Origin of the sequence: Roseivivax halotolerans (assembly GCF_900115815.1) — a bacterium.
Lineage (GTDB): Bacteria > Pseudomonadota > Alphaproteobacteria > Rhodobacterales > Rhodobacteraceae > Roseivivax > Roseivivax halotolerans.
On record NZ_FOXV01000007.1, the window covers coordinates 1 to 12,146 of the forward strand.

At 63.4% G+C, this 12,146-nt stretch carries 9 protein-coding genes and 1 tRNA gene; 9 read left to right on the forward strand and 1 reads right to left on the reverse strand.

The annotated features are described in order from the left end of the window. Positions 1-17 precede the first annotated feature (17 nt). The 9 genes from BM171_RS10760 (at position 18) to BM171_RS10800 (ending at position 11,280) form a co-directional block, all read left to right on the forward strand. A tRNA-Met gene (locus tag BM171_RS10760) sits at positions 18-94 on the forward strand. 287 nt (positions 95-381) lie between these two features. Next, positions 382-1,956 carry an ABC transporter substrate-binding protein gene (locus BM171_RS10765; protein WP_093011836.1) on the forward strand — a complete coding sequence of 525 codons (1,575 nt, stop codon included), beginning with the start codon at positions 382-384 and terminating at the stop codon, positions 1,954-1,956. Positions 1,957-2,051: 95 nt separating this feature from the next. Further along, entirely contained in the window at positions 2,052-3,605 is a 1,554-nt protein-coding gene (locus BM171_RS10770) for an ABC transporter substrate-binding protein (protein ID WP_093011839.1), read from the forward strand. 7 nt (positions 3,606-3,612) lie between these two features. Then, positions 3,613-4,596: an ABC transporter permease gene (locus BM171_RS10775; protein ID WP_093011842.1), complete on the forward strand. Its 984-nt coding sequence runs from the start codon at positions 3,613-3,615 to the stop codon at positions 4,594-4,596. A 1-nt stretch (position 4,597) separates the two neighbouring features. After that, positions 4,598-5,557, forward strand: a complete 960-nt coding sequence (locus tag BM171_RS10780) for an ABC transporter permease (RefSeq protein ID WP_093011845.1) — start codon at positions 4,598-4,600, stop codon at positions 5,555-5,557. A gap of 4 nt (positions 5,558-5,561) precedes the next feature. Beyond that, positions 5,562-6,548, forward strand: coding sequence for an ABC transporter ATP-binding protein (locus BM171_RS10785; protein ID WP_093011848.1), 987 nt, complete (start codon positions 5,562-5,564; stop codon positions 6,546-6,548). Beyond that, on the forward strand, positions 6,545-7,510 hold the full coding sequence (locus BM171_RS10790; RefSeq protein ID WP_093011851.1) for an ABC transporter ATP-binding protein: 966 nt from the start codon (positions 6,545-6,547) through the stop codon (positions 7,508-7,510). Before BM171_RS10785 ends, BM171_RS10790 begins: the two co-directional genes overlap by 4 nt. Positions 7,511-7,630: 120 nt before the next feature. Continuing rightward, the gene (locus BM171_RS10795; protein WP_175497538.1) at positions 7,631-8,677 is read left to right on the forward strand and encodes a DUF2793 domain-containing protein; all 1,047 of its coding nucleotides are present in this window, start codon (positions 7,631-7,633) and stop codon (positions 8,675-8,677) included. Positions 8,678-8,814: 137 nt separating this feature from the next. Next, positions 8,815-11,280: a calcium-binding protein gene (locus BM171_RS10800; protein ID WP_093011857.1), complete on the forward strand. Its 2,466-nt coding sequence runs from the start codon at positions 8,815-8,817 to the stop codon at positions 11,278-11,280. A gap of 1 nt (position 11,281) precedes the next feature. Here the strand turns inward: BM171_RS10800 and BM171_RS10805 are convergent, their stop codons facing one another. After that, a complete protein-coding gene (locus BM171_RS10805; RefSeq protein ID WP_093011860.1) occupies positions 11,282-12,100 on the reverse strand; it encodes an ABC transporter permease in 819 nt (272 codons plus the stop codon). Positions 12,101-12,146: the final 46 nt, after the last annotated feature.

Below are 12,146 nucleotides of genomic sequence, written 5' to 3' on the forward strand. Positions count from 1 at the left end.
TAACATATAACAAATACCGCGGGATGGAGCAGTCCGGTAGCTCGTCAGGCTCATAACCTGAAGGTCGTAGGTTCAAATCCTACTCCCGCAACCAGTTCGAATTTAATCTAAGCCGATGCAAGTGCCGCCCTTTCCGGGCGGTTTTTTCACGTTCAATCATGACTTCCATACTCAGTCGGTTCGCCGGATTCCGGCAGACCTCGCGATGACCTCTCTGCCCAACGGACGTTACCCTGTTTCGGCCTTCGCGCACTTCCGGCCCAAGCCAGGACTTGCCGCCGCGGCAATCCAGCGCTTTCCTTGCGACTGCGGCGCGCTTCGTTATCATCGTAGGTTCAAACGGGGACAGGAAGCCCCGGAAAAGACACAGGGAGATATCCTATGAAATCGACCGGCATTCTTGCCGTGGCGCTTCTGGCGTCCACCGCCCTGACCGCGCAGGCCGAAACACTGCGTTGGGCGCGTGCGGGTGACAGCCTGACGCTCGACCCCCATGCTCAGAACGAAGGGCCGACGCACACCTTGTCGCACCAGATTTACGAGCCGCTCATCATCCGCGACACGTCGGGTGAATTCGAGGCGGCGCTGGCGACCGACTGGGCGCCGAGCGAGGACGACCCGAACATCTGGGTGTTCAACCTTCGCGAAGGCGTCAGCTTCCATGACGGTGCCGACTTCACCGCCGAGGATGTGGTCTTCTCGATCAACCGCGCGAAGTCCGAAGATTCGGACATGAAGGAGCTGCTGAACTCCATCACCGAAGTCCGCGCCGTGGATGACTACACCGTCGAGTTCGTGACCGATGGGCCGAACCCGATCCTGCCGGCGAACCTCACCAATCTGTTCATGATGGACAAAGGCTGGGCCGAGGCGAATGACGCCGTGGACGTTCAGGACATGGAGGGTGGCGAGACCACCTACGCCGCCACCAACGCGAACGGCACCGGCCCATTCACGCTCGTCAGCCGAGAGCCCGACGTCCGCACCGTGCTCGAGCAGAACCCTGACTATTGGGGGATGGACCAGTTCTCGATGGAAGTGACCGAGATCATTTACACTCCGATCCAGAACGCCGCGACCCGCGTTGCCGCGCTCTTGTCGGGCGAGGTTGACTTCATCCAGGATGTTCCGGTCCAGGATCTCGGCCGCGTGAACGACACCGATGGTCTCGTGGTGAAGACCGCGCCGCAGAACCGGACGATCTTTTTCGGGCTCAACCTGGGCGCGGACGATATCGCCAATGACGATGTCGAGGGCGAAAACCCGCTCGCGAACGTCAATGTGCGCCGCGCGATGAACCTCGCCATCAACCGCCAGGCCATCCAGCAGGTCGTGATGCGTGGCCAGAGCGAGCCTGCAGGCGTCATTGCACCACCCTTCGTCAATGGCTGGACCGAGGAGCTCGACGAGGTCACGACCGATCTCGAGGAAGCGCGCAGCCTGATGGAAGAGGCCGGCTACGGTGACGGTTTCTCGATCCAGCTCGACTGCCCGAACGACCGTTACGTCAACGACGAAGCGATCTGCCAGGCTTCGGTCGGCATGCTGGCGCAGATCGGCATCACTGTGAACCTCGATGCCAAGCCCAAGGCGCAGCACTTCCCGCTCATCACGAATGACGAGACCGATTTCTTCATGCTCGGCTGGGGCGTTCCGACCTACGACTCGGAATACGTGTTCAACTTCCTCGTGCACACGCGCGGCGACGAGCGTGGCAGCTGGAACGCGACCGGCTACTCGAACCCTGAGCTCGACGAGAAGATCGTCAGCCTGGCGTCGGAGACCGATCTCGAGGCGCGCAACGCGACCATCGCCGAAATCTGGAACACGGTTCAGGACGAGCAGCTTTACCTGCCGCTACACCACCAGGTTCTGAACTGGGGCATGACCGACAGCGTCGGCATCGAAGTGAGCCCCGAAGATGATCCGAAGTTCAAGTATTTCGAGATGAACTGATGGGCCGGTGCGCGCAGATACGCGCGCACCGACGCTAGATATAGCCCGGCGCGGAATTCCCGCGCCGGGCCTTCCCAATCAAGAGGATTGTCGCCATGAGGACCTCTCTCGTTATTGCTACGCTTGGCGTGTTGGCCGCTCCGGCTTCGGCCGAAACCTTCCGCTGGGCGGGGCAGACGGATCCCAACACGATGGATCCTCATGCCGGAAATTCCGCGCCTGTCCTGGGTTTTCTGAACAACGTCTACGAAGGGCTCGTTCGGCGCGATCGGAACATGGCGATCGAACCAGCGCTCGCGACCGAGTGGGAGCCGCTCGAGGACGGTGCCGGCTGGCGGTTCCATCTGCGCGAGGGCGTCACCTTCCACGACGGCGCGGACTTCACCGCCGATGACGTGATCTTCTCTTACGAGCGTGCGTCTTCCGCAGAGGCCGATACGGCAAGCTGGTTCGCCGGTGTGACCGAGGTCACCGCGCCGGACGAGTACACCGTCGAGATCCGCACCGACGCGCCGAACCCGATCTTCCCCGATTCCATCGCCAACTGGATGATGATGGATCGCGGTTGGGCCGAGGCGAACAACGCGACCCGGCCCAATATCGAGCAGGGCAGTTACGCGACTCTCAACACCAACGGCACCGGCGCCTACCGGATCACGGAGCGAGAGCCGGCTCTGCGTACGGTCCTTGCGCCGTTCGAAGAATGGTGGGGCGACGATCGCGGCAACGTCACCGAAGGGATCTTCACGCCCATCGAAAATTCCGCGACCGGCGTCGCGGCGCTTCTGTCGGGCGAAGTCGACATGATCGAACCCGTGCCGGTGCAGGACGCCGAGCGGATCGACAACGCAGAAGGTGTCGATCTTCAGCGCGGCGTCGAGGCTCGGGTGATGATGTATGGCTTCAGCCAGGACAAGGACAGCCTTGTCGGCGGCGACGGAGTAGAGGGAAATCCGTTCCAGGATCCGCTGGTCCGCCAGGCCGTGGCCCATGCGATCAACGTCGATGCCATCCGCCAGACGATCATGCGCGGCTCGGCCGAGCCCACGGCGCAGCTCGTGAGCGCGGCGATGCGCGGCTATTCCGAGGGTCTCTCCGAACGCCCAGCCTATGATCCCGAACGTGCCCGCGAACTCCTGGCCGAGGCGGGATACGAGGACGGTTTCTCGTTCCTTCTGAAATGCCCCAACGATCGTTACATCAACGATGAATCGGTGTGCCAGGCCACGGTCTCGATGCTCGCGCAGGTCGGCCTTGACGCGCAACTCGATGCGATCCCGGTGCGGAATTACTGGCCGGAACTCCGCGCCGACGAGTACGATATGTATTTCCTGGGCTGGTCGCCGGGCACCTTCGATGCGGAGCATCCGTTCCGCTTCCTCGTCCACACACCGCAGGAGAATATCGGCACCTGGAATTTCGGCGGCTATTCCAACCCGCGGGTCGACGAGTTGATCCCCGCGATCCAATCCGAGATCGACGAGTCGGCGCGGCAGGAGATGCTCGACGAGATCGCTGGCATCGTGCAGGACGAGATGGTTTACGTGCCGCTCTACGTGCAGCCGCTCCTCTGGGGGACGGCCGAAAATATCGAGCTCACCCAACGCGAGGATAACTTCTTCATCCTGCGCTGGGTCACGGTGAACTAGGGAAAACATGCTCGCCTACATCATCAGACGGGTCGCGCAATCTGTCCTCGTGCTTCTGGTCACGGGATTCGTTGCCTTTTCCATGTTCAGCTTCGTGGGCGATCCGATCGACAACATGCTCGGTCAGGAACGCACGCAGGCCGACGTGGAGCGGCTGCGAACCCAGCTTGGCCTCGATCAGCCGTTCCCGGTCCAGTACTACAAGTTCCTCGAACAGGCGGTGCAGGGCAATTTCGGGCTGAGCTACCGGCAAGGGCGGCCCGTCTCGGAGATCCTTGTCGAGCGCCTGCCCGCGACGCTGGAACTTGCAGCCGTGTCCGGACTTCTGGCGCTTGCTGGCGGGATCGGATTCGGCATCTTCACGGCGATCCGAAGGCGCGGCCCGTCGGCGAGCACGATCATGACGCTCTCGCTGATCGGGGTCTCGCTGCCGACCTTCCTGATCGGGATCCTGCTGATCTACCTTTTCTCGGTGGAGCTTGGCTGGCTGCCCTCCTTCGGACGGGGGCAAGTCGTCGATCTCGGCTGGTGGAGCACGGGTTTTCTGACCGAAAGCGGCCTCAAAGCCCTCATCCTTCCGGCGATCACGCTCGGCCTTTACCAGATGACGCTTATCATGCGGCTGGTGCGGACCGAGATGCTCGAGGTTCTCAGGATGGACTATATCCGCTTCGCCCGCGCGCGCGGCATCCGCGAGAAATCCATCAACTTCCGCCATGCGCTCAAGAACACGCTGGTGCCGGTCATCACGATCACGGGCTTGCAGCTCGGCTCGATCATCGCCTTTGCGATCATCACCGAGACGGTGTTCCAATGGCCGGGCGTCGGGCTTCTTTTCATCAACGCGATCCAGTTCGTCGATATCCCGGTGATGGCCGCCTATCTGATGATGATCTCGGTCATGTTCGTCGGCATCAACCTCATCGTCGACATGCTTTACTTCGCGATCGACCCGCGTCTGCGCGTCGACCGCACGGCAGGAGGACACTGAGATGTCCGAGCTTCAGACAGAAATCGAGACGAAAGCCAAGACGAGTCCCGGCCGGCTGGCCCGAGCCTGGGACAGCGATCTGGCCTATTCGTTCCGGAACAATCCCGTCGCGATGGTCTCTGCCTTCGTCGTGTCGCTCCTGATCCTCGCGGCGATTTTCGCGCCTTTGATTGCGCCGCACGATCCGTTCAATCCCGCGACGCTGAACCTGATGAACGGCTTCACACCACCGGGGCAGGCGAACCAGTTCACGCAAGAATATTTCCTCCTCGGCACCGACGATCAGGGCCGGGACGTGTTCTCAACAATCCTCTACGGGATGCGGATTTCGCTCTTCGTTGGCTTTGCCGCTGTCATGCTGGCGCTGGTTATCGGTGTGCTGCTGGGGCTTCTCGCAGGCTATCTCGGCGGCTGGGTCGAGACGATCATCATGCGGATCGCCGATATTCAGCTCACCTTCCCGGCGATCCTTGTCGCGATGCTGATCTTCGGTATCGCCAAAGGGATCACGCCGCCCGAATACCGCGACCAAATGGCGATCTGGGTTCTGATCCTCGCCATCGGCCTGTCGGACTGGGTGCAGTTCGCCCGCGTCGTGCGCGGTGCAACACTGGTCGAGAAGAACCGCGAATACGTTCAGGCCGCACGGCTGATCGGGCGTTCGCCCTTCTCGATCATGGTGCGGCATATCCTCCCGAACGTGCTCAACCCCGTGCTCGTGATCGCCACGATCAGCCTTGCGCTCGCGATCATCGCGGAGGCGACGCTGTCCTTCCTTGGGGTCGGCGCGCCGCCGACGAAGCCCTCGCTCGGCACGCTCATCCGGATCGGGCAGGAATTCATGTTCTCCGGCGAGTGGTGGATCCTCTTCTTCCCCGCCGTCACGCTTCTCGCGCTGGCCCTGTCGATCAACCTTCTGGGCGACTGGCTGCGCGATGCGCTCAATCCGAAACTGAGGTGATCCGATGACCACCCCCGTCCTGTCCGTCCGCGATCTCGTGGTGGAGATCCCGACCCGACGCGGTGTGCTGCGACCCGTCGACCAAGTGAGCTACGACATCCATGCCGGCGAGATTCTCGGCGTTGTCGGCGAGTCCGGCGCGGGCAAGTCGATGACCGGAAACGCGGTGATCGGACTGCTCGATCGGCCGGCCCGGATCGTCTCGGGCGAGGTGCTTCTGTCCGGCGAGCCGGTGCATGCGCTGAAAGGCGAGCGGCTGCGCAAGCTGCGGGGCAAGAAGATGGGCATGATCTTCCAGGATCCGCTGACCTCGCTCAATCCGCTGCTGACCATTGGCGAACAGCTCACGGAGACGATCCTCGAGCATCTCGACGTCACCCAGTCCGAAGCGCGCGAGCGTGCGATCGCCGCGCTCGACGAGGTGGGGATCCCGGCGGCGCGTCAGCGGATCGGCTCATACCCGCACGAGTTTTCCGGCGGCATGCGGCAGCGCGTGGTGATCGCGCTCGCCCTCTGCGCCGAGCCTGACCTCGTCATCGCCGATGAGCCGACCACCGCGCTCGACGTCTCGGTTCAGGCGCAAATCGTTGCGCTTCTGAAACGGCTTTGCCGCGAGAAAGGCGTCGCGGTGATGCTCGTGACGCATGATATGGGCGTGATCGCGGAGGCTGCCGACCGCGTCGCGGTGATGTATGCGGGCCGTCTTGCAGAGCTGGGCCCGGTCCGCGAGGTGATCACCAACGCGCGGCATCCCTATACGGCGGGGCTCATGGCCTCGACCCCGGTTGCGAGCCAGGGCCATCGCCGCCTACGGCAGATCCCCGGCGCGATGCCGCGTCTCGACAACCTGCCTTCGGGCTGCGCCTTCCATCCGCGCTGCGACCGCGCTGAGCCGCGCTGCCGCGAAGAGCCGGGGCCGAGCCTCGAAGCCTGCGACGGCCGCGCCGCCTGCTGGTTCCCCCTGACCGAAAAGACCGAGGTCTCCGCATGAGCGCCATCGTCAAGGTCGAGGATCTCACGCGCATCTTCGACGTCTCCAAACCCTGGCTGAACCGGGTGATCGAACGCAGCCCGCGCGCGCTTCTGACCGCCGTCTCGGAGGTCAGTTTCGAGATCGAGGAGAACTCCGTCTACGCGCTCGTGGGCGAGTCCGGCTCCGGCAAGTCGACCATAGGCAAGATCATGGTTGGGCTGGTCCCGCCAAGCCGCGGCCGCGTGGAAGTTGATGGCGTGGATCTTGCCACCGAGACCGACCGCGCCAAGGTCGATGCGGTTCGCGCAGATATCCAGATGATCTTCCAGGATCCCTACGCCTCGCTCAATCCTCGATGGACGGTCCGCGACATCATCAATGAGCCGGTCTCGATCAAGGGCGGCGACACCAAGGGGCTCGCCGAACGGCTGCTTGAACAGGTCGGCCTCTCGGCGGTCGATGCGGGCAAGTATCCCCACGAATTCTCGGGCGGGCAGCGTCAGCGTATCTGCATTGCGCGCGCGCTGGCGGCCGGACCGCGTATCATCGTCTGCGATGAGCCGACATCGGCGCTCGATGTCTCGGTGCAGAGCCAGGTTCTCAACCTCATGTCCGACTTGCGCGAAGAGCTGGGGCTGACCTATCTCTTCATCAGCCACGATCTAACCGTCGTGCATCACATGGCTGACAAGATTGGCGTGCTCTATCTCGGCGGTCTTGTCGAGGAGGCGCCGCGCGACCGGCTCTTCGATGCGCCGAAGCATCCCTACACCCAGATGCTCTTCGATGCCGCACCGCGCATGGACGCGTTCGGGCGTGAAGTCGATCCGCCGAAAGGCGAGATTCCGGACGCGATCAACCCGCCGCCCGGTTGCCCCTTTCATCCGCGCTGCCCTATCGCGGTCGACCGCTGCCGCGAAGAACGTCCCCGCCTGCGCCCCATCGGCGAGACCCGCGTGGCGTGCCACCTGGCGGAATAGACCTCTGCAACGCGCGGATTGATTAACGCGCGTTAACCACCGCACGCGAGCCTGATCCTCGATGTATCCGTCGATGAGGTCTCGCGCATGTTCACGTCCGCCGCTCTCGGGCTGCCTTTCATGGCACCCTCCCAGGCTCAGAAACACGTCACGTTCAACGAAGCGCTCCGGCGGCTTGATCTTGTCGTGCAGCTCTCCGTTCAAGGCCGCGACGACGCGCCTCCGGAAGCGCCTTCGGAGAATACGCGCTTTATCGTCGGTGCGTCCCCCTCGGGCGCATGGATCGGCCACGCGAATGACATCGCCATTTTCGAGCCAGGCGGTTGGACCTTCACCACGCCACAGGAAGGCTGGCAGGCTTGGATCGCGGGGGAAGGGCGCTTCGTCGTATGGACCGGCGGCACATGGCAGGCGCTCGAGCCCGAGCTTCAAAATCTGCCCGGTCTTGGCATCAACGCGACGAGCGATGCGAACAATCCGCTGATCGTGGCGGGGCCGGCCTCGTTGTTCAACAATGTGGGCGGCGGCCATCAGGTCAAGATCAACAAGGCGGCACCCGGCGAGACGGCGAGCCTCTTGTTCCAGACCGGTTGTGGCGGCCGCGCAGAGATGGGAACGACAGGGTCGGACGCATTCACCATCAAGGTCAGCGCCGATGGCGGCACGTGGCACGACGCGCTGGTCTTCGATCCGGCGACAGGCCATGCAGGCGGTGCGGCGGTTCAGTCACAGCCGGATGATACGACGCCGGGCAGACTGATGAGGGCCGATTGGGGATATGGTCCGGGCACTCTTCTGGGGCAGGTCGCGCAGGCCGCCGGCAAGCCGACTGGAGCGGTTCTTGAGGCAGGCGCGACCTACCTCCGTCTTGCCTGCGGCACGCAGATCGTCTGGGATACCATGGCCCTCACGCGGAGCGATGCCGCGACCCTCTCCGCGCACTGGACCTTTCCGCAGATGTTCGCCGGGTCGGCCTTCGTGTCCGGCAGCCTCGATCCGGGCACCGCGAACATCACTCCCGGTCTCGATGCACTTGGCGCTGTGACATGCACCGGCGGCGATGGCGCGGGCACCACGATTTCGCTGCGCCGCATTGCCGGACAGACCGATTTTGCCGCCGTCGATACCTGCACGCTGCGGATGACGGCGATTGGTCGCTGGTTCTGACTTCGTGGTAAACAAGCGCTTGCCGGACTCCTGACGATTGGCCCGAAACGCCCGGTTTCAGCCAGGATCGCGCCCCGCCGCTTCCCTCGTTCGACCAGAGCTTCAGAACTCGGGTTGAGTGGATAAAGGGTGCGCCGATGCAGGCGGTCTTTTCGCATGACGGTACGGTCTTCGCCTCCAGCGGGGGGCAACTCGATGGAGTGCGGAGCCTCGCGCTGCACCAAGGACCGGACGGGGTCACTGTCCAGGTCCTCTCCGGTGAAGATGTCGCAACCCGTTTGACGAGCTGGGATCTGCGGGGCGGCGCGCCGATAGCCGAGGCGACATCGGTGCTTACGGCCGGACCGGTGGCAGGCGTTGCGCCGGACATCACGCCTGCCGTGCTGCCATCAGGTCAGGAGGTTGCGCTCTTGACCGGTGTGGCCGGCGGTCTCGCGATGGTTCGCATCAATGCCGACGGCTCATTCGGGGCGCCCGTTGCGATCAACGCCGCCGCGGCTGGCGTGCCGGCTGACCTGTCCGATATCGCCGTCATGGACAGCGGGGAGGGGCTCTTTCTTTACGGGATCGCGCCGGGCAGCCGCAGTCCGATGGTCTGGGAAATCGGACCGACCGGGACGCTGACGGTGCTGTCCTCGGGGTCTCGCGGCAGCGCGGACGGGCCAGGTTTGACCGATATCGAGATCGCGAATGGCATGCTTGTCGCCGCTGGATCCGACGCGACATTCTTAACGATCTACGACATCCAGCCCGACGGGCGGCTTTCGATGGCGGCGCAGCTTGGTGAAGCCGACAACCCCGGCATCGCGGGGTCGATCACGCTCGAGACCTTGCAGATCGGAGAAACCTCCTTTGCCGTATTGGGGGCAGCCGGGTCGGGCACGCTCACTGTCTATGGCCTCGAGAGCGGGAGGCCTCGACTGACCGACCATGTCATTGACACGCGAGACAGTCGGTTCGCGAATGTGACCACACTCGACAGCGCCGTTTTGCAGAACGAGGCATTTCTCGCTGCTGCTGGCTCCGACGATGGCGTGAGCCTGTTTCGCCTGACCGCTGACGGCCAACTCGTTCACCTCGGCGTCGTGGCGGACAGCGTGTCGACGGCGGTGTCAGGCGTTTCGGATCTCGAGCTGTATATCGAAGGCGGCTCCCTGCATCTTGTGACGCTTGGCGTGTCCGACCAGGGCCTCAGCGCCTTTTCAATCGCGCTGAGCGGGATATCCCACATGGATGAGGCCGGTGCCGACACGCTGATCGGGCAGGCTGGAGCGGACCTGTTCGTGATGATCGCGGACGCCGATCCCGACCGTATCGTTGCTTTCGATGCGAGCGAGGACCGGCTCGATCTGTCCGGCTGGGCGTTTTACCGCGATCCGTCGCAACTTTCGATCAGCCCGACCGCAAGCGGTGCCGAGATCCGGTTCATGTCCCTTGTCGGCGAGGAGGTTCTCGTGCTGGAGAGCGCTGGGGGCGGCCCGCTTTCGGCTGATGCCGTGATCGCGGCGATCCTTCCTCAGCCGGACCGCTTCCTGCCTGACTGGCTGACGCCGGTTCTGACCCTCGAGCCCGCCGATCCGCCGCAGGATCTGGCCGGAACGCCCGGAAACGACAGCATCGAGGGCGGCTCTGGCAACGATACGATCATAGGGCGCGGCGGATCGGACCTGATTTCGGCTGGGGCGGGCAATGACACGATCAATGCCGGGATCGGGGCGGATACGATCTTCGGCGGAGCGGGGGCCGATACGGTCACGGCGCTCGACGGCCATGACTGGATCGAGGGAGGAGACGGCGATGATCACTTGTCCGGTAATGCGGGCTTCGACACGATCTTCGGTGATGCCGGAGACGATCACATTCTGGGTGGCAACGCGCCCGACTTACTGAACGGCGGCAGCGGCAATGACCGGATCTCCGGCGATGACGGCGCAGACACGCTGCACGGGGGGGAGGGCGACGACATTCTGACCGGCAATGCCGGCACGGACCTCGTAATGGGCGAGTCCGGATCCGATACGATCTGGGGCGGGATCAACCACGACACGCTGGATGGCGGTGAGGGCCGTGATTTGCTTTACGGCGAAGGCGGCAACGATGTCTTGCTGGGTTCGGGTGACGCGGATGAGCTTTGGGGGGGTGGCGGCCAGGATGACCTCAGCGGCGGAGGCGGTGACGACACGCTTGATGGCGGGCTCGGTCATGACACGCTTCAAGGCGATTCCGGCAACGACCGGCTGATCGGGAAAAACGGCTCTGACATTCTCGATGGTGGCGCTGGGGATGACACGCTTTTCGGAGGCTCCGGAAACGATACGCTGTCGGGTGGCGGCGGCAACGACATCCTCGACGGCGGCGACGGCGCCGATGTCTTCATCTTCGCCGAAGGTGTCGCGGTCGTGACCGCATTCCAGAACGACGTCGACATGCTGCTTCTGGATCCTGCGCTTTGGGGCGGAGCGGCGTATGATGCGGCGGCGATGCTGTCTTTTGCAGAGGCAGTCGATGGCGCAACGGTATTCACTTTTCCCGGCGGCGAACGCCTGGTGATCGAAGGTCTGGTCAATCCGGATGCGCTTCTGAACGACATCGGGCTTTTGTAAGCTAGCGCTCGAAGAGGTCCCGTTGCATGAGGCGCAGGAGCACAAGCCCGAAAAGACAAAGACACCCCGAGACCGCCAAGACGTAGCCCGGATTGACATAGGATGCACTGTAGCCGGGATAGGCCGCCTGCCGCGCAAGACCGGTCGCATGAACGAGCGGGTTCCATTCCAGCCAGCTGCGCCACGGATCGGGCAGTTTCTCGTGCAAGAGGATGACGCCCGAGACGATGACCAAGGGACGGGTCAGTACGGACCAGATGCTTTGCCACATGGGATGCGCGGTGACCGGCACCGCCAGCGCGACGCCGGTCGCAAGGCCGAAGCTCATCGCCAGAACGTAGGACATCGCGAGCGGTGGAATGTCGATCCGCGTCATCGGGGCGAGCGAGATGACGAGCGCGCCCAGGATAATCACGCCGACGATGAGCTGTGTCAGTGCGGCAAGGCAAGCTGCACTGACCAGCGGACCCAACAGGCTGACCCTCGGATAGCCGAGGAGCGGCCGCGAGCGGTTGAGTGCTTGTGCGACGGCGTTGCTGACCGTCAGGAATGCAAAGAACGGCAAGATGCCCGTCGCGTAGAATAACGCAAAGCTCGTTCCGAGCGGCGGCGCACGGAAGCCAGCCTGAAATACGAGGCAGAGAAACGCAATCCCGGCGGCTGGTTCGAGCACAGCCCAGAGATAGCCGCCCGGATTACGACCATATCGGGTTGCCATCTCGCGCAGCATGAGCGCGCCGATGGATCGGAACGTCGCGGAGAGAAGCGGTGGATGCGACCCAAGAGTGACTGTGGAGATCTGATCGACGCTTCGGTTCATGACTCGTTATCCACTGAAAATGCTAACGCTGGGTTGCCCAAGCCAC

What these genes read in the sequence shown, in the direction of transcription:
- BM171_RS10800 (WP_093011857.1), top strand. Translation starts at nt 8,815, where the DNA reads ATGCAGGCGGTCTTTTCGCATGACGGTACGGTCTTCGCCTCCAGCGGG.
- BM171_RS10795 (WP_175497538.1), top strand. Translation starts at nt 7,631, where the DNA reads ATGGCACCCTCCCAGGCTCAGAAACACGTCACGTTCAACGAAGCGCTC.
- BM171_RS10775 (WP_093011842.1), top strand. Translation starts at nt 3,613, where the DNA reads ATGCTCGCCTACATCATCAGACGGGTCGCGCAATCTGTCCTCGTGCTT.
- BM171_RS10780 (WP_093011845.1), top strand. Translation starts at nt 4,598, where the DNA reads ATGTCCGAGCTTCAGACAGAAATCGAGACGAAAGCCAAGACGAGTCCC.
- BM171_RS10765 (WP_093011836.1), top strand. Translation starts at nt 382, where the DNA reads ATGAAATCGACCGGCATTCTTGCCGTGGCGCTTCTGGCGTCCACCGCC.
- BM171_RS10770 (WP_093011839.1), top strand. Translation starts at nt 2,052, where the DNA reads ATGAGGACCTCTCTCGTTATTGCTACGCTTGGCGTGTTGGCCGCTCCG.
- BM171_RS10790 (WP_093011851.1), top strand. Translation starts at nt 6,545, where the DNA reads ATGAGCGCCATCGTCAAGGTCGAGGATCTCACGCGCATCTTCGACGTC.
- BM171_RS10785 (WP_093011848.1), top strand. Translation starts at nt 5,562, where the DNA reads ATGACCACCCCCGTCCTGTCCGTCCGCGATCTCGTGGTGGAGATCCCG.
- BM171_RS10805 (WP_093011860.1), bottom strand. Translation starts at nt 12,100, where the DNA reads ATGAACCGAAGCGTCGATCAGATCTCCACAGTCACTCTTGGGTCGCAT.